This window comes from Polyangium sp. 15x6 (assembly GCF_029960785.1).
In the GTDB taxonomy this organism is placed as follows: Bacteria; Myxococcota_A; Polyangia; order Polyangiales; family Polyangiaceae; genus Polyangium.
On record NZ_JASBQE010000011.1, the window covers coordinates 126,303 to 147,471 of the forward strand.

Consider the following 21,169-nt stretch of genomic DNA (forward strand, 5'->3'; position numbering starts at 1 on the left):
CGCGGGCATCGAGGAGCCGTAGCGTGAATCCCTGTGCATCCTTCCGCGTGTCGAGCAGGAGCTGGAACAGGGATTCGGCCATGCGCGGTAGGATACCGGTCGTCAGGGACGAACGGCAAGCGCATCAACCGCCCTGCGCGGGCTCCTCGGCCTTTTTCTTCGCGCGCCGCTTGTACAGGGCCGACAGCTCGAATGCCGTCGCAATCGCCGGCTCCCCGAGCTCCCGCGCCGCCGCCTCCGCGGCTTCCCTCGCCGTGCGCGCGAGGCTCACGATGATGCCGTCGATGAGGTCCAGCGTCTCCGTCTCCACGGGCGTCCCCCGCGGCTCTGCCTTCACCTTCGCGGCGTCGCGCAGGGCTTGCGCCTTCGCTTGCAGATCCAGGACCGCTTGGGGCCCGCCGCGATTTTTGGCGAAGTTCGCGACCGTGGTGTCTTTCAGCTGGCTGTGCAGGGCATCGAGTTGTTGGGCCAGCCCTTCGGCGTCGTCCGCGGCCGCGGAGTCCTGGCCGAGCAGCACGTCGATCTTCTGGACCGCTTCCGCTTGGCCCGCGAGGAGCAGCGCGCGTTTTGATCCGGCGAGCACCGAGCGGGCGCGCAATCGAATCCCCTGCCCGTCCCGCATGGCCTTTGCGTGCGCGGCTGTGTCGATTTTCTTGTTCGTACGTTTCGCATTGCGCCCCACGCCCGCCCCGATGAGCAGATCCCGCGCGTCCTTCAATTCGGCGGCATCCTCGGGCGCGAAGCCGAAGGCCACGAGCTTCGAGCCGTGGGTCAGGTATGCGTTCAAGGTCTGGTTGGCCTGTTCGAGCGTGTCCTCGGAGCCGAACCGCTCGCCATCCTTGATGAAGGCCGCGCGAGCTTCCGGAGAAAGAGTCGTCAAGTCGAGCGCCATGCGGAACGTCCTCCCTGGAGGTTGCGCACGCTACATGAGCGAGCGCACATGTGTCCACGAGTCCGCGCCGCTCTTGTTGCTGATGGGTGGACCTGTAAACTGTCAAACATGAACTCCATGGCAACAAGGCTTACGGCATCCTTGGGGCTCGCCCTCGGCTTGGGCTTTGTCTTCACGCCGTTCGGCTGTGGCAGCGGCCCCATCGGGAACCCGCGGCCCAGCCATCACGGTTCGGGCGATGGCCCGTCGGTCCCTGCGGCGACGGTCTCCGAGCTCGAGGCGTGCGCCGAGCATGGCGCCGGTCGGCTGAAGGGCACCCACTACGCCATCATCTTCGACGTCGACGTAATGGAGAGCGGAGAGGTCCGCGCGGCCAAGATCCGGGAGTCGGAGATCGGCGATCGGGAGATCGAAACGTGCATGGAGCACGCGCTCCAGGCGATGTCGTTGCCTGGGGTCGTCACGCCGCTGCGATCCTCGGCGCCGGAGGGCGTGATGCTGTCCCCGCACGCCCGCGGCGCCATGGGGAATGTCGTGGTCCTGGGACCCGCCGTGAGCCTGGTGCCGGTGTTGATCGTTGCCGCGGGGGTGACGATCATCGTGGTTGTCACCGCGCATGCCGTGGAGGAGACGGCCGAGGCGATCCGTCGGCGGCCGAGGAAGGTCGAGAAGCTGTGTTACCCGCTGCTGGAGGAGTGTCTCGAGAACCCATGGCAACCAGAGTGGAACAGGAGGAAGTTCGGCAATTACAAGCAATGTGAAGCATGTTTCGACCACTGTGTAAAGAAGGCCGTGTGGCCTGAAGACAAGTGCCCGCGTCCAGGTTCTCGCCCGAAATGATGCCCTTGCAGGAGTGAAGCGCCGTGCAGGCTCCCGACGAAAAACCTGAGATTTGCTGGTCCTGCAACGAAAATGAGGCGACGGAGCCGTTCGCGTACCCTGGGGCACCCCTCACCTTGGTTTGCGCGAGGTGTCTCGAGTGGCTGAGCATGCGAGATGAATTGGAGCACGTACTCGGTCAAAGCTTGGAGCTTGCGGAACGTGGACACATCGACGAAGCGCTCGAGCGCCTGAATGCGTTTCTGGAGAAGAGTCGAGGCTGTGACCATGACCGACGGTTCGCCCGCAGGGTCGCTCATGTCCGCGCGATGATCCTCTCCGACGCGGGCCGGTATGCCGAGGCGGAGCAAGCCTGTAAAGCGTGGGCACAGCTCGGCTTCACCAGGGTGTCGGAGCGATGGGAGCATGGCTTCGAAACAGCTCTGGCATTGGACGCGCTCGGGCGACCGCGAGAAGCGTTGGCTGCCCTCGAAGATGCGCTCGGCCATCGAGACCCTTACCTCTTTTCTGTAGGGGAAAAGCTCGTCGCCTTGGTGGAGCTTTCGGAAAAGCTCGGACAGCCTGTCGACCCGAAGTGGCAGAGCCTCGCTGAAGCGGTGGCGGAAGCCTATGGAATCGAGATGCCCGCTCATGAGTCGCTTGCAGAGCGCATGCTGGCGCTCGCGGAGATGACCCGGGAGATGCTGCCGAAGTGTGCGAGGGACTCGGAAAACGACGACCGGACTCGCAAGCCTCCCCAACTCGACGAGTGAAACATCATGCCGTCTCCCAGTGAAAAAGCTCAACCTTGCTCGTTCTGCGAGAAGCGAGAGGCGACGAATACATACACGCGCGCGGGGCGCACGAACGAGGTGTGCGCCACGTGCCTCGACCGGCTGGAGGTGCAAGAGGCGGTGGAGTACAAAACCATCGATATCATCGAGCTCCTGGAGAGCAAACGATACGACGAGGCGCTCGCGCAGGTGGATGGGTTCGAAAAGGCGAACCGCCATCGTGATCATGATGGATGGATGGATCGAAGCATCGCAACGGAGCGCGCGAACATTCTCTACGAGGCAGGCAGGTACGAGGAAGCCCTGCAAGCATCCGAAGCCAAGGCGCAGCTCGGATTCGAGAACGTCACGGATCGATGGTCGTATGGCCTTGAAAAGGCGGGGATCTTGGAGCTCCTCGGAAGGCATCGCGAAGCCCTGGAGGCTTTCGAGGAGGCATTCAGCCATCAAGACCCCAAGTTTCTGGCGCGCGCCGCATATTACTTCCCCGCACTGGTCGAGCTGTCGGAAGACCTCGGACAGCCAGTCGATGAAAAGTGGCGGCGCGTCGCGGAGGCGGCGGCGGAGGAGTTTGCCGTCGAGATGCCCGTCCGGGACTCGCTCGGAGAAAGCATGCGCGCGCTCGAGAAGATGACCCGAGGGATGCCTTCGAAGGCGGAGAGGGAGTGGAGAGCAACCCACGGCGGCGGAGCCGGCGGGGACGCGCTGTGAATCGCTACGGCTCAGCCGCACGGTGCTGACATGAAGATTGTCTGGCGCAGAGGGAGTTCGGGGCGAAGGCGCGGGTCGCATGGGTGATAGGGGCGCCTGGTGGGCGAAACGAAAACTTGATACCTCCTGCAAGGCATGAAACCGTGCGCGCCATGCGGGCGGCCTGGCACGATGGCTGCCGCAGCACCGAGGTGTGAATATGACGACGAATCGCGAGCGCGGATGTTTGTGGTTATTCAAAGACAAGGCCGATTTTCGCGCACTTCCAACGGCTGCCACGTTCGAAGGTTACATGAAGGCGGTCCTCATTTGTGCCAATGGTGACGGTACATTGGCACCCGAAGAGAGAGACTGGGCGGTCGGTCACTCTGCTGCGTTCGGCGCGCCGGACTCGCTGGTCGACGAGCTCAAATCCTACGGGGCCGACGAAGACATCGAGCAGCTCATCTCGTCGACGCCGGAGTCGAATGCTTGCCGGCGTTTTCTCGTCTACGACGCGATTCGAGCCTGCAGCGCGGATGGCGAATGCAGCGACCGGGAGAGGGCGATGGTGATCCGAATGGCAGCGAAGCTCGGGCTCTCCGAAGAGCTGGTCCGACAGATCGAAGACGTCTGTCGCGAAGAAGCCCGACTGCGGGAGAAACGACTGAAGCTCGTGTATCCAGAGGGGCAGCCGCCTCTGTAGGTCGAGTGTGCGAGGGACTCGGGAGACGAGGACCGGCAGGCGAAGGTGAGCTGCACGCCGCCCGTCCACGTCGCGGCGACCGTTGGTCCTGGACGAACCCCGGGTTTGCCGGCGTGCACCTGGGCAAACGGTTTGTCTTGACCGGCCTCGTCGATCGGGGGTACGCTCGCGCGCATGAAACTCCTGCACGCCGCAAGCGCGGCTCTCTTCGCTGGTTCCCTCGTCTCCTCGTCGGTGATGGCGGCCCCCACGGTGGACGCTTCCCCGACCGAGCCCCCCAAGATCCCGTACCTGTCGTACACGTCGGGCCGGGCCCTCTCGACGTGGTACCCGGACACGCTGGCTCTGCTCCGGGAAGCCCAGACGCTCGAAAAGGAAGGGAAGACCAACGAGGCTCTCGAAAAGTACAGGGACGCCTGGCGACTGGAGCCGTACGGCAACACCTACGTCGAGCTCGGCCTCGCCGACGCGCGGGCCGGCAACATGCTGCCTTGCGCTCGGAACCTCCAGACCGCTCTCCAGGGCTGGACGCGTCAACTCGATTTCGTGCGTCCGGTCGAGCTGGTTCGCGAGGTCTTCAGCCATTGCAAGAAGAGTGTTGGCGCGATTGCCATCAAGATCAACGTACCCGACGTGCGCGTGACGATCGACGGGGAGGACGTCCGGGAGTGGCCCTACTTCTCGGAGATCTACGTGGAGCCCGGGAAGCACACCGTGAAGGCCAAGAAAGACTCGTACTGGATGAATCAGACCTATGTGGAGGTCGGGCCCGGAGAGCGGAAGCCGCTGTCGATCGCAATGCAAACGAAGTATGATACTCATTTTGTTGGATTCAGCCGCCCTGTGAATTTCAGCGTCAACGCGAACCTCGCTACCGGGGGGAAGAATGAGGAGCCGACTTGGCCGACGAAGCTCATGATCGCAAGCGGCGTCGGGATCGGGCTCGGCGTCGGGGCTGTCGTCACGGGCCTCGTCATGGTGAATAACGCAGAGTCGAAATCGGCAGCCGCGACGTGGACGGGAATTGCCGCCGCCGGTGGTATTCTCACAGGGATCTCGCTGACCGGCCTGATCATCGGCGTCGCCAGCCGTCCCCGCGAGCCCAGCGTCATCATCCAGCCCAGCGTGTCGAACGACGGTGCGGGCGTGCAGCTCACCGGCACCTTGGAGTAGGGCTGGACCTGGGCCGGAGGCGCGTGGGGCTCTCCAGGGACCGCATGCGGTTGATGCGGAACCGTAGTGGGGTTCACACGACCGCGCGTGGACCTGACCCAGGAACGCGTGGACCTGACCGGGGAACGCGTGGACCTGACCCGGAACCGTGCGCGGGCTGCGCGCGCGGCGCCTGGACCGAAGGTCGAGCGGTTGGATCTCGGCGAAGCCATGCGCGAGGTTCCGCACGGAGCGTCTGAAGCCGAGGACGGAGCGGTCAGGGTTGACCCAGCCGCGCCTGGACCCGAGACGGGGCGCGCCTGGACCTTTGGCGGAATCACCCGGACCGCTCGGCGCGGCACCTGAGGTATTCTTCCCCCGCCATGAACCTCCCCGCCGATCACGCAGCCCGCATGGAACGCGCCCTGCTCGCCCTCGACGGCCTCTCCACGGGGGACGCCTTCGGAGAGCGCTTCTTCGTGCACCCCGACCACGTCGAGCGTCTGATCGCCGAGCGAGCCGTCCCCGCCGCTCCCTGGAGGTACACCGACGACACCGTGATGGCCCTGGGCATCGTCGAGGTGCTCGAGCGCCTCGGCACGATCGAGCAAGACGCGCTGGCGCGCGTGTTCGCCAGGCGGTACGGCGCCGAGCCGCATCGCGGGTACGGCGGCGCGGCTCACGAGATCCTGCGGAACATCGTCACGGGGACTCCGTGGCAGGTCACGGCGAAGGCGGTCTTCGGCGGGACAGGCTCGATGGGCAACGGCGGCGCCATGCGCGTCGCGCCGCTTGGCGCTTATTTCGCCGACGATCTCGACGAGGTGGTGCGGCAAGCCAAGGCCTCGGCCGAGGTGACGCATGCCCACCCCGACGGCCAGGCAGGCGCCGTCGCGGTGGCGGTCGCGGCGGCGGTGGCGTGGCAGATGGGCACGGGCAAGGAGGTTCGATCGGGCGAGGCGTTGCTTCGCGCGGCGTTCCGCTTCACGCCCGACGGTGAGACGAAGGACGGTCTGGCGAAGGCATTGACGATCCCGCTGGAGGACGATCCGCGCACGGCGGCGAGCACGCTCGGATCGGGGTATCGGGTGCTTTCGTGGGACACGGTGCCGTTTGCGCTGTGGTGCGCCGCGCGGCACCTCGACAGCTACGAGGAAGCGCTCTGGACGACCGTCGGCGGTCTCGGGGATCGGGACACGACGTGCGCGATGGCGGGCGGCGTCGTGGCGCTGTCGGCCGGGCGCGCGTCGATCCCAGCCGAATGGATCGCCGCGCGAGAGCCGCTCGCGCTCGGCGCGGAAAGATAGGTCGTCACGCGGGGAGCGCCGAGACGGCTGCCCCGAGCGCTTTCGCCAGGTTCCCCCGCGCCGCCACCTCGACGCGCTCCATCCCGAGCCATTCGGCCATATGGGAGAGCTCCACCGCCAATAGGTCGGGCGTGTCGGGCCCCGCCCCGGGCTCGGTGTGGGAGGCCTGCACCCGCAGCACGCCTGCCTTGCGGTCGGCCTTCAGGTCCACCCGCGCGGTGATGGTGTCGCCTTCGAGGAACGGGAGCACGTAATAGCCGTGGGTGCGCTTCTCGGCCGGCGTATAGATCTCCAGCCGGATCTTCACCCCGAAGAGCCGCTCGGTGCGGTCGCGGAACCAGATCAGGTTGTCGAACGGCGAAAGCAATGCGCGCGCCGCGATCCGACGCGGCGTCTGCGCCTCGGGATGCAGGTACGCCGGCTTCTGGAAGCCCTCGACCGACACCTGCAAGAGGTCGCCGGCCTCGACGAGCTCCTGCACGCGGGCGCGAGCCACCTGCACGGGCAATCGGAAATAATCGCGCAGGTCGGCCTCGGTCGCGACGCCCATGGCACGCGCGGCCATACGGACGAGCTCGCGCTGGGCGTCGGCCTCGGGCGGCGTGGGCAAGGCCATGATGTCGGCAGGCATGACCCGCTCGGTCAGATCATACACCCGCTCGAAGCCGCGCCGCGTCGCCGTCGTCAGGTATCCAGCCCAGAACAACCATTCGAGCGCGCTCTTGCCGTCGGACCACGACCACCAGCCCGGCGCGCCCCGGGGGCCCGTGGCGAAATCGCCCCCCGTGACCGGACCGCGCTTCTCGATCTCGGCGAGGACGCTCTTGATATAAGCGCGCTTCTCCTTGGCGAAGCGCGCGAGCCCGCCCCAGAGCTCCCCCGCCCGCGCGCGCGCCATGCGCCAGCGCAGCAAGGGCTGGAGCGCGAGCGGCATCAGCGAGGCCTCGTGCCCCCAGTACTCGAAGAGCGAGCGCTTCTTGCCCCAGGCCTCCTTTTCGAGGAGCGCCTGCGGATACACGCCGAGCCGCGAGAATGCGGGGAGGTAGTGCGTGCGGACGAGGACGTTGACGCTGTCGAGCTGGATCACGCCGAGCCGCTCCGCCGTCTTCGCGAAGTGGCGTCGGTTCACGCTCGCCGGGCGCGCTTCGGCAAAACCTTGCGCCGCGAGGGCGATACGCCGTGCTTGCTTGGCCGAGAGGTCGAGCTTCTCCTTCATGGGGGACCCGCATGGTAGCCGTGGTACGTCCGAGGGCCAAACGGGGCGTGAGCGCCGCGCCGTGCAGGCAGGCGCGTGGGCTCTTGACAAGGCACCCTCAACGCGTGCAAGCTCACGCCGCCATGCTCTTCTTCTTCGTGTAAGCGCGAAGGCCCGTCCCACATCGTCGCCCCTGGTGTTTCTCGTACCCAGGGCGGACGGGGACGAGTGCGCGCGCTGCACGTGATCTGCTGGCCGACCGAAGCCGCGCCGCGTACGCGCCATTCGTCCGCGTCCGCCCGATGGAGGAGCGCATGGACTCCGCCTATGGCGCATCGAACCCGTTTGCAACGGGCTCGATGGCGCGCGTGATTGTTTTTGTTCGTCGAATGGTCGCCATTTCCGCAGTCCTCCGCCGGCCCGCCGTGCGTGCCGGCGCGTTGATTCACCTCGCCGCTGCTGCGCGTGCGCTGGAGCGGCGATATCTCGGGTCCGTCGCGCGCGAGGGTGAGCTCTCCGGCGAGATCCTCGCGTCGCTGCGCACGCTCGTGGGGCTACGCGAGGATTGTGAGGCCGGCCCGGCGGGAGCGTTGCTCGTGACGTATCTGGAGGAGCGGCTCGCGGCGGAGGAAATGCCGACCTCGCGGGCCCTCACGCGGATCGCCGAGCGCGCGGAAGGGCTCTTCGGCAGCGTCGAATTCGCGCGGATCCATCGTTTCAGCGTCGAGCTTTCGAGCGGCCGGCGTCGCGAGGCCCTCGAGCGCGCGAGGGCTTTGCCGAAGGGATGGCTGCGCGAGCGCGCCCTCGCGCGGATCGAGGACGGGATCGAGCATCACCCGGGGCGCGAGCGCGCGTGTTCGTTCGTGGGAAATCTCGATTCGCTGGAGGAGGCGCGCGTGTATACGCCGTCGTTGCCGCTCGTGCGCGAGCTCTTCGTGATGGGCGGGGACGCGTTGTCCCTCGCCGAGGAAATGCTGCCGCGCATCGACGGCAGCGCAGGACAGGAGGCGCGCGCGCTCCTTGCGATTGCGCGGTATCCGGAGCGTGGGCCCGCGGGAGTCATCGCGCTTCTGCGCGCCGTGCGGCATCGAAGCGCGTGGAATCATGGCTGGCTCGGCGCGGTCGGGGCTGCGCTCCACGCGGAGCGCCTGGACCACGCCGAGGCGCTGCTCGTGTACGCGCCGGGGCGCTATCTGCGAGGTCGCGCCGAGCTTGCCATCGCGGGGTCTCTCGCCGATCGGGGCGAGCGGCTCGCCGCAAGGCGGTGGATCCAGCGCGTGGAGGATCCCGCGCTCGCACCCGCGATCCAGCTCTTGCTCGCGCGCCTCGATCTCGACGCAGGGCTCGTGCGGCGAGCCGAGAAGCGCGTGCTTGCCTTGCCGATGACGCTGCTCGTCCCGCCGCGGCGCGCGGCGCTGCACGATCCGCGGCTCCCCGGCGAGCCCGAGCCGATGGAGACGCTGCTCGCTCGCGAGGCATGGCTGCTCCGGCACGCGCTCGTTCGTGCACGCGGTGGAGACGACCACGACGGCCTGCTGTCGCGTCGTGCCTTCGAGGATGCTTCGCTGCGCCGCGCGTTGTTCCATCGAATCAACCCGGGCAATGACGTTCTCGTCCCGGACGCGGCGTGGATCATGGAGCACTGCCTGAAGCTCCTCGCGAGCGCCTCCACGCTGCAGGGCACGCTCGCCGAGCTCGACGGCGACGGGCCCGTCACGCCCGAGGCGGCCTTCGCGTTCGGCGCGCTCGGCCCGGCGTCGAGCTGGGATCGCTGCCGTCGTGATCCACGTTTCCGCGACGCCCTCGGCGCCGCGCGCGCCCACTACGACGAGGGGATCTCGATCACGAGCATGCGCAAGCGGCGCCGCGTGGCGCTGCTCGACGCGGCCCGCGCCCACCTGCGCCGCGTGCTCGACGTGGATCTCGTACATGGCGAGGAAACGCGTGTCGCCACGATATCGCGGATTCGTTGCCTCCAGAACCTCGGCGGAGAGCAAGCCGCGACGATCCTGCAACGCGCGCACGCGCTTTCGGCGAAACACATCGGGCACTGGGAGATCAGAAAAGGCCTGTTCCAAGCGCTCGCCGTGCTCTCGCCAGAGCGCGCGACGGAGGTTTTCGTCGAGCGTTACGACGTCTTCGCCCGCGATCGACAGGCAGGCTGGGCCGCGGAGCAGATCGAGAAGCAGGATCTGTTCCCGCCCGGCACCGCGAACGCGCACCGGTGTGTGTTCACGCGCCTCATGTTGCGCCTCGGCGATCGTGTCTCCTCGTGGCTCGCCGACTTCGTCCGGACCTTTACGCGCGATGTCGGCACGCCTCCCGGCCCGGAGGTGCTGGCGATCGTGGATACGCCCGATCTGCCGGAGGCCGGCGAGGAGCGCGTGCGCCAGATCCTCGAACGTCGCGAAGCACTGTTCCAGCATGATCCCGAGGAATTCGTGCGTGGGCTCGCCGAGGACCCAGATCGGCTGCGGCTGCTCTCCGCGTTGTGCCCCGTGTCGCCGGGGCACAACGCAGCCGCGTGGAGTGAACGCGATTGGCAGCGTATCGTGGAGCGCTTGCAGAAGGACGTCGGCCCGGTCGCCGTCGGCCCGATCGCGCGCCTGCGCCGACACTTGCCCGGCGCCGACCACGCCGTGCAGGCGCTCGTCCAAGGCGCGCCGCCCGTGCCCGCGTTGATGCGACCGCTGCCCCTGGGATCGAACGGCACCCTCGCGCTGCGGTACCTCGACAAACGGCGCGATTTCGCGGCGTTCTTGCGCTTCGCCGACTGCGTGCCGTGCTGCTTCAACAGCACGAGCTCCATGTATGCGTACGGGCACGATTCGGGCACCCAGCGCATGGTGCTCGCGCTCTGGAAGGACCCGCTCTCCTTCTGCTTTCAGGTCGTGCGCGCGCCCCGCGCGGGCGTCGCGGAGGCGCAGGGTTTCGTGTTTGGCAGCTTCGGGCTCTGCGACGATGGGCCCGCGGTCCTGCTGAACGGCCTCTATTTGCGAAGGCAGATGCCGTGGTTGCGCTTCGCGATCGTCGAGGCCATCGAGCAAGCGCTCTGCCGGCCGCTCGGGATTCGCCTGGTCGCGATTGCCACGCGGTACGGCGGCTTGGGCCCGCTGCCGCCCGACTACACGACGCAGCCACGGCGCGTCGTGCACCGGCTGCGGGCGCTCTGCGAGCCGAACGGCGTCCTCATGACGCGCGTGTACGACGACTTGTCGTCGCGCATCAACGACGACATCACCTCGCTCCACGGCATTTCCTGGAAAAAAATCGCGTGACCTGCGGAGAGCGCGGCCTCTCAGGTCGGCAGGGCGTAGACGCCGACGTCGCCGTGCTCGGTGCCGACCACGAGCGTCCTGCCGCGGAAGGCGCAGAAGGCGCGCTCGCCGTGGACGCTCCGGCGGCCGAAGATCGGGCCGGTCCATCCGGCGATGGTGCCGTCGCGATCGCAGAGGACGACGCCGAGCGCGTGGCTCTTCGTCTTCGCGGTCGCGGCGATCCAGCGGCCGTCGTGGCTCACGGCCACGCTGCGCAAGGGGCCGTCGGAGAACTTCGGATCGGTCTTCGCGCCCCCGATGCCGTTCTCGAGCGCGTTGAGCCGCTCGCAGTTGCCGGCCGCATCCCAGCGGAAGATGCGGCACCTCGCGAGCGCGTAGACCTCGCTCCCGTGGACGACGAGCTCCGAGGGCCACGTGTAGCCCTTGAGCTTCTTCGGGACCGGGAGCGTGCGCAAAACCGCGCCGCTTGCGTCGCGCTCGACGAGCGTCGTGTCGGTGCCGACGAAGAAGCGGCCCGCGCCGTCGCTGCCGAGGCAAGCGGAGCCCGGGAGGTCACCGAGCGCCGTGAGCACGCCGGTCGTCACGTCGAGCACGCGCAGACCGGTGGAGCCGTGGACGGCGAGCCGATCCCCGTCGATCCACGCGACGGAGGCGGCGGGCTCGATCCGCCGCACTTCGCGGCCTTCGGCGAGGTCGAGGATCACCACCGGGAAGCCGGCATGGCCGCAGCGCACCGCCGCCCAGCGGCCTCCGGGCGAGATCCGGAGCCCATCGAGGACGGGCTCGACGGCCGGCGTGACCGGGATGGGCGCGCCGCCGTCGACGCGGACACCGTCTTCATGAAGCGTGACGACACGCTCGCCGGCGAGCGCGAGGCCGAGCAACGCCACGGGTCCGTCGCCGATCGGGCGCCCCGTGCGCGGGTCGACGAGGAAGAGGCCGAAGCGCGACGCGATCGCCACGTGCTCGTCGAGGAGCGCCCAGACCCCGGGGCCGCGCAGCGTATGCTGGGGCGGCACCACGGGCAGCTCCTCCGGCTCGAGGCGCTCCGCGTCGAAGAGCGTGTCCTTGCCGACATAGCGACCGAGGATGAAGCGGCCGTCGACGCTCGCGAGCATCGGGTTACGCGCGCGCCGTGCGTCCGCGCGTCGCCAGGCCTGAAACGCCTCGGGCACCGGGATCTCTGTGCCGTCGCGGCCGCGGCGTTGCGTGGCGCCGGGTTGCTCGACGTCATGACCGAGGTGGAGCGTGCCACGTCCGACGCGGAGCACATGGCCGGGGCTCTGGCCGCCATCGATCGGGGTGAAGGCACCGCCCTCGCGCGCGTACCAGCCGTCGTAGAGCAGGACATCGCCGGTCGCCGGATCGACCTGGGGCGGGACACCTCCGCTGTTGCCAATGCGGAGCGTGTCGACGAGGGTGTTCGTGCTCGTGTCGTGCGTCTCGATCACCTCACCGCCGTCGCGGTACACGAGGAGGCGCAGCCGCTCGGGCGTGATGGGATCGAAGAAGGGCCACGCGCCGGGGGCCTCGATCTTCGACGCGCTTCCGCCGGGTCGGACGACGTGGATCGTGCTCCCCACGGCGAAGGCGACGACGCCGGCATCCGACACCGCCGCCTTCCCGAGCCGCGCGTCCCCGAAGCGATAACCGATGCGCGCCGGGCTGTGGTCGAGGACCTCGGTGAAAGTGCGCCCATCATGCGAGAAGACACGGACCCGGAGGGCGTCCTTGTCGTCGCGCTCGTTCTCGGCTTCGGGCGGGAGGGCGTCGAAGACCGCGACGTAGAGGCCGCGAGGCGCGACCACGACAGTCTCGTCGATCGCCGCCGGCCGACCGGAAAGCGGCGGAGACAGATCCGATACACGGGGCAGAACGGCCCAATTCGTCGATTTTGCCATGAACTCTCCAGCAGAGCGCGGTCTCATACACGCTCATGACCCCGGCCGCGAGCACGATGTCCACGCTGCTGTTTTGGAGGGGCGCCTTACGCGTATTCCGTCGTCGAACGCGCGGACGTGAACATCCCGATGATCTCCGCCCCGTCCCCCGACACGGTGACGCACGGGGCCTCGTCCCCGAGCAAGCCACGCTCCCGCGCGAGCGCTCGCACGGCGACCGTTGCATTTTGAAGCTGGAGCCCCACCGCCCCACCGCCGATCCGCATCGGCATCCCCCGCTTCAGCTCGATCACGTATGCCCGCCGCTCGGCCCGCCGCGGGCTCGACATGTCGACGGCCAGGAAATCGCCACAAAAGGCGCGTTGGTTCGCGCGGAAGAGCCAGAGCTCGGTACGGCGGGAGAGAAGTTCGCGGGCGAATGCATGCTCGTCCGCCTTGAAAGCGAATGCATGAAACGCGAAGGCCGCCTCGGCCTGGGAAGGTTTCGTGATTTTCTGGACGAGCTCGCAGAAGATGTCACGCCGCGCGACGGCGCGGCGGGTGAGCTTGATGGCAAGCGGAAGACAGGGCGCCATGAGGTCCTCGGTGGTCGAAGGTCGAACGCAGGCCGGCTCGCTCGCGCAATGTGAGCGCGGGACAAACGGCGACGAAGCGCGCCGGCAAGAGCAACGCGGGCGGCGGGGAGACCCGCCCGGCGAGAGGACCGCGTTGCTACCGGAAGACCTTCATGGCGCCACCTGAACGCGAAAACCCTACACCATCCGGGTGATCGGGTCAACGCTGCGTCGCCAGGATCAGGCGGCCGTCGACGGTGATGGGCTCTCCGCCCGGGTCCGGCAGGACGGCGGTCGCGCTGCCGGGTCGCATGACGAGCGGCGCGGCGTCGCGCTCCAGGCAACGGAGCGGAATGTCGTTGTCGTGCCACGGGCAACGAATGACGCCGCGGCTCGCGTCGAGCTGCCCGAGGTGCAGCGGACCGCCGCGATGCGGGCACGTCGTTCGCAGCAGATGAAAGACGCGCCCATCGGTCGTGCTCAGGAAAAAGCTCCGGCTCCCCGCCTTCACGAAGCGGGCGTGGCCCGGATCGAACGTCACGACAGCCATTGCTCGTAATCTCCGATGGAATGGATGTCGTAGGTGCACTCCTCGGACTCGATGATCGCGCCGTGCAGCCGATTGCGACGGATCACCGTCCCCTCCCCCGCGTGCAGCAGCACGGACCGCTCGTGGCCCGTCACGAATCGCATGATGCCGGACTGGATGAAGCAGAGCTCGTCGCCGTCGTGCACGTGGGTCACCGAGAGCTCGCCGCGTGGCTCGATGAACCGCTGCACCTTCGGCTTCTCCCGGCTCTGCTCGATGTTCCGGTGGATCGCCGGGGCCAGCAATTTCCAGTGAGCGCTGCCGTCCGACCAGACGACCTGATCGAGGAAATCCTGATTCGCGATCCCGGTGAGGAACTTGCCCTCCTCGAATCCGCGCACGATGTCCGGGATGATGCCCTCCCCGAACATCTCCACGGCCGGCAGGATCATCTTGTCGAAGACCATCCGGCTGTGGTGTTGATCGATATGGGCGTGCTCCTGGAAGTAACGGACATCGACGCCCGGGCCGAAGACCTTGCGCAGCGTGTCGGCCATGCGGCGGCACATCTCGATGAAGCCGGTCTCGGCCTGGAAGAGCGCTCCGATGTACCGGAAAAAACGGCCGTGGTTGCGGCACACGTAATTGTAGTAGTTGTTCAGGAGGAGCGATGATGTCAGGTAAAACTGCCAGTACGTGTGCGGCATCGAGGCGAGGCCGACGCTCTCCATGGTGGCCTCGTAGAGCGAGCTGTGCCGGGTCCGATGTACGCCGTAGCCGAGCTCGTCGATGAGGATCTTGAACATCTCCGACTGGAGCGGCCCGTAGCTGCCGCCCACGTTCCGCCCCATCGCCGACGATTCGAGGAGGAAATCGCCCGCGAGCTGGACGAGGCACGTCCGGGCCGCATGCTGCGGGTTGTCCGAGGTGAGGATGGCGGTGGCCATCGAGCAATCGCTCCGTCGCCGCTCCTCGGCGACGAAGCTCTCGAAATACTCCCTCATGGAGGAGAGGGTCCAGCGGCCGGAGATCGAGATCGCGTCGTCGAGGAAGCCGAACAGGTACGACTCCAGCCACGGGCGCACGATGGCGCCGAGGACCTGCGCGCGCCGCCCGTAGAATTCATCCAGATCGGCGCGCTTCGACGCGAGGTCGCGGCGCGGGAGCAGGATGAAGTCGCTCTCGTAAATGGTGAGCAACGTGCGACACGCGGTCAGGCTGGTGTAGGTGAGCAGCTCCTCGCGGGCGAGCGGCTTGCCGAAATCGAGGTACTTGAACACGTGCGGCCGCAGCGGGCGGCGGTACGGGTTGTCCTCGACGAGCCAGGTTTCGATGTCGGCGAAGAGGTTGCTCTCGCCGAACTCCTCGAGGCACCGCGCGAAGAAATCGTAATCGTCGACGGCCGGGATTTTGGGGCGTTCATCCGAGCGGGGGCGTTTCTTGTGCTGCATCGTCATTCCATGGAGGATCGGTCGGTGAGTCAAGCGATCGAGAACCGGATGCTCGTGTCGTCGTGCTTGCACGTGACGGTCACGACCTGGTTGCGCTCGACGTCGATCGGCGTCTCGAAGCACTGGACGGCCTGCATCCAGTGGCTCTGGTGGTTCGTCGGTGCGTTCGTCAGCACGACCCCGCGGCCGAGATCGAGCTCGAACCAGAACGCGATGCCGTGGACGCGGCCCCGCTGCTTCGTCGTGACGGATACGGTGCATGTCCGCGGATCCAGGGGGCCTCGCTCGAAGTCGAATTCGAAGGCCTCCGCGGCCGGGCTCAGGAAGGCATGCGGGTGCGCGCGCAGGCGCACCGGAAAATACGTCTTCGTCGAGACCTGATTGAACAGGCTCACGTCGAAGCCGCCTGCCTCGAAGGCGAAGTTGTTGCGATGGACGGCGTCGCTCTCGAGGAGCTGGAAGCAGACCTTCGCCCGCCCCGGGATGATCTTCGCCTCCGGTCGCAGGAGTTTTTCCCGCGCGTGGCGGACGATGGGCAAGATCCCTTCGCCGAGCAAACCACAATCGACGGTCTCGGTCACCAGCAAATCGGCCCGCCGGGGCATGTCCCGGCCGACGACGAGGTCCGTCGACACCTTGGGGATGACCGAGATGTGATGGTCGAGCTTGTTCTCCGCGATGATCCGCCGTGCCAATCGCGCGATCGCCACGACCGATTCGCAGGTGAACACGGCCCCGGCCCCCGCGCGGGCCGCCATCATGGCGAGCAGCCCCGTCCCGGAACCCACGTCGAGCACCGTGCACGGCGAGCCTCCGATGGCGATCTCGAGCGCGCGCTCGAAGGCCTGGTTTCGCTCGTGATCGTTCAGCATCGCGAAATGACAGCGTGGAACGAGCTTGCGCTGGAGCCCATTCATCGTCAGAACGATGGCCTCGTTGTCGGCGTCGAGCGTCGAGGCCTCCTCGAATCGTTCGAGGGCCCGCTCCAGTTGGAAGCTCGCGGCGAGGTGACGGCCCTCCTCGACGAGGGCGCTCGCGCGCGCTCGATCGACCACCACGCGTAGCTTCGCGCGGGGGGCTCGCCGCTGCTCCCGGTTCGATTGCGGACCCGTATCGGATGCGGGTGAACGGTCCTTTCCGCTCATTCCCTCATACAACTTCACGAGATGTGTCCTCCTTTGGGCGGTGTGCTGCAAGCCCCCCTCACAGCATTCCGCGTGCCAGACACGATTCGCGTCTTTCAGGCCGCCAGCGCCGCTGTTGCCCGCTCCGGCGACCTCCGCGCGCCTGCCGAGCCCGAGCATTGCTGACTCTTGCGTTGTCTTGCAGGGTTTTGCTCGACCATGCAAGCAAGCGGGGTTCGTCCGGTCGACAAGGAAGCGACAAACGCCCCGGATCGTGGCCCGGACGGGGATCGTGGCTCGGTGGCACGACGCTTGAGTGAGCGGGCGCCGAGGGGCCCGAGCCCAACGAGAAAACAAGGAGACCACGATGCCGAAGGTCCATCCGAATGCCGACCCGAGTGGCCGTCCCACCGTCCTCCTCGTGAGCAGCGGGTATCACGTTTACCGCGAATATCTCCTGCGAATGATCTCGCAGGCCGCGCGGGTGATTCTCTTCCTCGACCGGGAGCCTTCCTGGGAACGGTCGTACATCACGGATTCCAAGATCGTCGACACGCTCGACGCGGAGGCCATGATCACCGCCGTCCGCGAGGTCGCGGCGCGCATCCCGATCGACGGCGTCATTTGCTGGGACGAGATCCGCATGGTGCACGCGGCCCGCGTCGCCGAGGCGCTCGGCGTGCCGGGCACCGACCCGGTCGCGGTCGCCCGGTGCCGCGACAAACACCAGACCCGCCGCGCATTGGCCGCGGCTGGCGTGCCGCAAGCGATTTCCAAGCTTGTCTCCTCCGTCGAGGAGGCGGCCGCGACGGCCTGGCAGATCGGGTACCCGGTCGTGGTCAAGCCGCGCGCGCTCGGCGCGAGCATCGGCGTGAGCCGCGTCGAGAGCCCCGACGAGCTCGCCGCGGCGTATCACCACGCCCGGACGTCGACGGAGGACGGCGTACCTCATTACGATGCGAGCGTGCTCGTCGAGGAGTACCTCGAAGGGCCGGAGATCAGCGTGGACGCCGCGTGGGTGAACGGCCGGCCGATCCCGCTCTTCGTCGCGCGCAAGATCCTCGGCTTCCCTCCGCATTTCGAGAAAATCGGGCACGTCGTGGACGCGGCCGATCCGCTGCTCCTCGACCCGGCCTTGCTCGGCGTGCTCGACGCGGCGCACCGGGCGGTCGGCTTCCGGACCGGGATCACGCATACCGGGCTCCGCCTGACCGACGCCGGTCCCAAGGTGATCGGAATCAACGCCCGGCTGGGCGGCGACCTCATTCCTTACATCGGCTGGGTCGCCTCCGGCATCGACGCGGGGCAGGTCGCCGTGGACGTGGCTTGTGGCCGCTCGCCGCGCGCCACGCCGAGCCGGCTGCGGGTCGCGTCCGTGCATTTTTTCTATCCGGCAGAGGACACGATCGTGGGCGCGGTGGAGATGGATAAGGCCGCCCTGCCGGCCTCCGTGGACGTCGCAGCCGCCCTCGCGACGCCCGGGCAGCGCCTCGAATTGCCGCCGGCCGGGCACGTCACGAGCCGCTACGCGTACGTCGTCACGACAGGAAAAAACGCTGCAGAATGCGCCATCGGCGCCGACGTGGCCGCGCGCGTGATCAAGCTGCGCCCGGGGGAATCCCCGAAAGCCGTGGGAGGCGGGCAATAGCATGAATACGCAGGCCAAGGGGGCCGCGTTGTTGCCCTTTGTCCTCTTCGTCCCCTTTTTGCTGTTCGGTTTGCCGGCGGGTGCCGTCGTCGACCGGCTGCCGCGGCGCTTCACGATGATCATCTGTGATGCCTCACAAGCCGTGATCTTCTTGACGGTCGCGGCGCTCGCCGTCCTCGGCGCGCTCTCGTTCCCGCTGCTCCTCGTCCTGGTCGCCCTCGCCGGCACGGCGACGCTTTTCTTCCAGGTCTCATATACGTCGTACCTGCTCGCGTTGTGCCCCGACCCCCGCGATTTTAAGATCGGAAATGCGCGCCTGTTTTTCTCCGAATCGGTGTCACCAACGCTCGGCATTCGCGATGGCCTGGTCCAGCGCTGGGCCGCCGCGCGCGGCCGCGTCCTCTCCCCCTGCCCTTCGACCCCCACCGGCGCTCCGAGCGCCCCCGAGGAGGATTGAATGCCTCTCGCCGATGGCCTCCACACCTTCATCGACCGATGCAATCGGGCCATGCCGCCCGATTTCTACACGCGCCCCCTCGTGGAGCAGCGCGCTCTCTATCTCGGGCTCACCCGCGAATTCCCGTACGAGGTGCCGCCGGACGTGACCATCACCGACGACGTGGTCGCCCATGGGCGGCGGCGCCTGTCGATGCGCGTGTATCGACCGCGCTCCCCGGTGGGCCGCGGCCTGCTCGTCTACATTCGCGGCGGCGGGTTCGTCGTCGGCTCGCTGGAGACGCACAACACCGTCGTCGCCGAGCTCGCCAGCCGCTCGAGGCTCGTCACCATTGCACCCGACTTTCGCATGGCACCCGAGCACCCCTTCCCGGCGGCCCTCGAGGACTGCTACGGCGCCCTTTGCGGCATCGTCGTCGAGGCCGCGCGGCTCGGCATCGATCCCGACCGGATCGTCATTGCCGGCGACAGCTCCGGCGCGAACATGGCCGTCGCCGTGGCCATGATGGCCCGCGACCGCGGCGGCCCCAGGCTCTGCGGCCAGGCGCTCATCAGCCCGGTCCTCGACTTCACCCGCTGGCGCCGCGGCGGCGCCGACGCCCCGCTGCTCACGGGCGGCGAAATGGAATACTACACGGCCTGCTACGCGCCCGATCCCGGACAGGTCGCGCACCCGTACGTGTCCCCGCTCCTTCGCGGGGCCTTCGACGGCCTGCCGCCTGCGTACCTGATGGGCGCGGAGCTCGACTCCTTGCGTGTGGACGCGGAAGCCTACGCACGCCACCTTCGCGCGCACCGCATTGCCGTCGACCTCGTCATCGAGCCCGGCCTCGTGCATTCCGCCGTCCGCGCGCGCGGGCTCTGTCCGCAGGTCGAGGACGCGTGGGCCAGATACTGCAGCCGTGCGGCCCGGCTCGCTTGCGTGGAGGAAGACCATGTGGCGAAGTAACCCGAATGGGCCGGCCGTGATCGTCGACCCCTATTCCTCGGGCGCCCTCTTCGCGCCCGCGTTCGCGGCGGCCGGCGTTCCGGTCGTGGCGGTCGTCTCCAGCCCCTCGCCGCCGGCCGTTTACGCTGCCTCCTACAGACCGGAGCATTTCGAGACGATCCTCACCGCGACCGACGACCTCGAGCCCTTGGTCGCGCGCCTGCGGGCCTTGCGCCCCCGGTGCGTGCTGCCGGGCTGCGAATCGGGCGTGGAGCTCGCGGACGCGCTCGCCCCGCGGGTCGTCCCGGACGTCGCCAACGACCCCGAGAAGGCGAGCGCGCGCCGGCACAAAGGCGACATGGCTGCGGCCGTGGCCCGGGCCGGCTTGCCCATCATCCGCCAGCTCTGCACGAGCGACGCCGACGAGGTCGAGGCATGGCTCTGCCGCTCGCACCTCGCCGGCCGGGACCTCGTGATCAAGCCGCCGAAGAGCGCCAGCACGGACGGCGTGACCCGCGTCCCCCGCGGCGAAGGTTGGCGGGAGGTGTTTCATTCGATGCTCGGCCGTCCGAACCGCCTCGGCATCGTCAATGATCGGCTCGTCGTGCAGGAACACGTGATCGGCACCGAATACGTGGTGGACACGTTCACCTACGAGGGCAAACACACCGTCACCGACGTGTGCCGCTACCACAAGGTGGACAACGGCCCGCACATGGCGGTGTACGAGCGCATGGAATGGTTATCCCCCAAAACTCCGGGGATCGAGCGCTTGATCGGCTACACGCGTGGCGTGCTCGACGCGGTCGGGATCCGGTTCGGCGCGGCGCACGTGGAGCTGATGCTCACCCGCGAGGGGCCTCGGCTCATCGAGGTCGGCGCGCGCCCGCACGGCGGCGGCCAGCCGAGGTTTTGCCGCGTCGCGACCGGCGACAGCCAGGTGGACCGGACCGTGCGATATTTCGCTCGGCTCGGGTACGTCCGCGAAGGCTTCGGCCTGCAATCGCATGTCCTCGTGGTGTTCCTGATCGTCCGGGCGCCGGGTATCGTGCGGAATGCGGAGGTCTTCGCCGATGTCGAGGCGCTCCCGAGCCACCATTTCTCGGTGATCCGCTTCCGGAACGGCGATCGATTGCAGCCCACGAGGGATCTCTTCGGCAGCCTGGACCTCGGCTTCGTGGTCCTCGCGCACGCGGACCGCTCGCAGGTGCTATCCGATTACCACAAGATCCGCGACAGGGAGCGGCAGCTTCAGCTCGACGATTCACGAGGAGGAGCGCCACCATGAGCACGGAAAAGGCCGCCGCGGCCGCGGAGCCTCGGGCGTTCGTTCACCCCGCAGGGCGTCTCCACGACGTCGGCGGGCATCGCTTGTGGGTGGAGCAGGCCGGCAAAGGCGAGACCGTGGTCTTGCTGGCCGGCCTCGGCCCCGCCGGACTGCTCGCCCAGGCGCTGGCGTTTGCGCCCTCGGCCGAATTTCGCGTGCTCGAGCGCAGCGGCTCGTTCGGGCACGTCGAGGAGCCCGACGAGGTGCTTCGGATCCTGCGGGATTTCTGGGCCCGCACGTCGGCTCTCCGCCTTGCCTGATCACGCAAGGACCTGCCCCATCCCTCCCCCGAAGAACGGCCGAACCGTAGCATGACGGATCGGCGCCAAACCGCGTTTCTCCTGCGAATCGTAAGTGAGCTGCGGCCGCCGGGACGCTCGGCGGCGCGCCTGGCCTCACGGTTGCACTTCGGCGTGAG

19 protein-coding genes are annotated in these 21,169 nt (G+C 67.8%); 12 read left to right on the forward strand and 7 right to left on the reverse strand.

Going from position 1 to position 21,169, the window contains the following annotated elements; genetic code table 11:
• Positions 1-124: 124 nt before the first annotated feature.
• A complete protein-coding gene (locus QHF83_RS11185) occupies positions 125-892 on the reverse strand; it encodes a hypothetical protein (RefSeq protein ID WP_282417774.1) in 768 nt (255 codons plus the stop codon).
• A 108-nt stretch (positions 893-1,000) separates the two neighbouring features.
• On the opposite strand from QHF83_RS11185, the gene QHF83_RS11190 reads away from it, so the two are divergent.
• The 6 genes from QHF83_RS11190 (at position 1,001) to QHF83_RS11215 (ending at position 6,360) form a co-directional block, all read left to right on the forward strand.
• Entirely contained in the window at positions 1,001-1,732 is a 732-nt protein-coding gene (locus tag QHF83_RS11190) for a hypothetical protein (RefSeq protein ID WP_282417775.1), read from the forward strand.
• A 161-nt stretch (positions 1,733-1,893) separates the two neighbouring features.
• Positions 1,894-2,484 (forward strand): hypothetical protein, encoded by a 591-nt coding sequence (locus QHF83_RS11195; protein WP_282417776.1) that lies wholly within the window; start codon positions 1,894-1,896, stop codon positions 2,482-2,484.
• 129 nt (positions 2,485-2,613) lie between these two features.
• Complete coding sequence (locus QHF83_RS11200) at positions 2,614-3,216, forward strand: hypothetical protein (protein WP_282417777.1); 603 nt, start codon at positions 2,614-2,616, stop codon at positions 3,214-3,216.
• A 199-nt stretch (positions 3,217-3,415) separates the two neighbouring features.
• Complete coding sequence (locus tag QHF83_RS11205) at positions 3,416-3,901, forward strand: hypothetical protein (RefSeq protein ID WP_282417778.1); 486 nt, start codon at positions 3,416-3,418, stop codon at positions 3,899-3,901.
• 237 nt (positions 3,902-4,138) lie between these two features.
• Complete coding sequence (locus QHF83_RS11210) at positions 4,139-5,074, forward strand: hypothetical protein (protein WP_282417779.1); 936 nt, start codon at positions 4,139-4,141, stop codon at positions 5,072-5,074.
• Between the two features lie 362 nt (positions 5,075-5,436).
• Complete coding sequence (locus QHF83_RS11215) at positions 5,437-6,360, forward strand: ADP-ribosylglycohydrolase family protein (protein WP_282417780.1); 924 nt, start codon at positions 5,437-5,439, stop codon at positions 6,358-6,360.
• Positions 6,361-6,364: 4 nt separating this feature from the next.
• On the opposite strand, the gene QHF83_RS11220 is transcribed toward QHF83_RS11215, so the two are convergent.
• On the reverse strand, positions 6,365-7,576 hold the full coding sequence (locus QHF83_RS11220; RefSeq protein ID WP_282417781.1) for a winged helix-turn-helix domain-containing protein: 1,212 nt from the start codon (positions 7,574-7,576) through the stop codon (positions 6,365-6,367).
• A gap of 293 nt (positions 7,577-7,869) precedes the next feature.
• On the opposite strand from QHF83_RS11220, the gene QHF83_RS11225 reads away from it, so the two are divergent.
• A complete protein-coding gene (locus QHF83_RS11225) occupies positions 7,870-10,833 on the forward strand; it encodes a hypothetical protein (protein WP_282417782.1) in 2,964 nt (987 codons plus the stop codon).
• Positions 10,834-10,853: 20 nt separating this feature from the next.
• Here QHF83_RS11225 and QHF83_RS11230 read toward each other — a convergent pair whose 3' ends face one another.
• The 5 genes from QHF83_RS11230 to QHF83_RS11250 all read right to left on the reverse strand — a co-directional run bounded on the left by QHF83_RS11230 (position 10,854) and on the right by QHF83_RS11250 (position 16,431).
• Complete coding sequence (locus QHF83_RS11230; RefSeq protein WP_282417783.1) at positions 10,854-12,641, reverse strand: hypothetical protein; 1,788 nt, start codon at positions 12,639-12,641, stop codon at positions 10,854-10,856.
• Between the two features lie 179 nt (positions 12,642-12,820).
• A complete protein-coding gene (locus QHF83_RS11235; RefSeq protein WP_282417784.1) occupies positions 12,821-13,309 on the reverse strand; it encodes a hypothetical protein in 489 nt (162 codons plus the stop codon).
• Between the two features lie 199 nt (positions 13,310-13,508).
• Positions 13,509-13,838 (reverse strand): Rieske 2Fe-2S domain-containing protein, encoded by a 330-nt coding sequence (locus QHF83_RS11240; protein ID WP_282417785.1) that lies wholly within the window; start codon positions 13,836-13,838, stop codon positions 13,509-13,511.
• Positions 13,826-15,268, reverse strand: a complete 1,443-nt coding sequence (locus QHF83_RS11245) for an iron-containing redox enzyme family protein (RefSeq protein WP_282417786.1) — start codon at positions 15,266-15,268, stop codon at positions 13,826-13,828. The genes QHF83_RS11240 and QHF83_RS11245 overlap by 13 nt, the downstream gene beginning before the upstream one ends.
• Positions 15,269-15,297: 29 nt before the next feature.
• Positions 15,298-16,431: a 50S ribosomal protein L11 methyltransferase gene (locus QHF83_RS11250; protein WP_282417787.1), complete on the reverse strand. Its 1,134-nt coding sequence runs from the start codon at positions 16,429-16,431 to the stop codon at positions 15,298-15,300.
• Positions 16,432-16,759: 328 nt separating this feature from the next.
• On the opposite strand from QHF83_RS11250, the gene QHF83_RS11255 reads away from it, so the two are divergent.
• The 5 genes from QHF83_RS11255 to QHF83_RS11275 are packed head-to-tail and all read left to right on the forward strand — an operon-like array spanning position 16,760 to position 21,011.
• Positions 16,760-18,040: an ATP-grasp domain-containing protein gene (locus tag QHF83_RS11255; RefSeq protein ID WP_282417788.1), complete on the forward strand. Its 1,281-nt coding sequence runs from the start codon at positions 16,760-16,762 to the stop codon at positions 18,038-18,040.
• A 1-nt stretch (position 18,041) separates the two neighbouring features.
• A complete protein-coding gene (locus QHF83_RS11260) occupies positions 18,042-18,497 on the forward strand; it encodes a hypothetical protein (RefSeq protein WP_282417789.1) in 456 nt (151 codons plus the stop codon).
• On the forward strand, positions 18,498-19,445 hold the full coding sequence (locus tag QHF83_RS11265) for an alpha/beta hydrolase (RefSeq protein WP_282417790.1): 948 nt from the start codon (positions 18,498-18,500) through the stop codon (positions 19,443-19,445). It abuts the gene before it with no gap.
• The gene (locus QHF83_RS11270; protein WP_282417791.1) at positions 19,432-20,712 is read left to right on the forward strand and encodes an ATP-grasp domain-containing protein; all 1,281 of its coding nucleotides are present in this window, start codon (positions 19,432-19,434) and stop codon (positions 20,710-20,712) included. Before QHF83_RS11265 ends, QHF83_RS11270 begins: the two co-directional genes overlap by 14 nt.
• Complete coding sequence (locus QHF83_RS11275; RefSeq protein ID WP_282417792.1) at positions 20,709-21,011, forward strand: hypothetical protein; 303 nt, start codon at positions 20,709-20,711, stop codon at positions 21,009-21,011. Before QHF83_RS11270 ends, QHF83_RS11275 begins: the two co-directional genes overlap by 4 nt.
• The last annotated feature ends 158 nt before the right edge of the window (positions 21,012-21,169 follow it).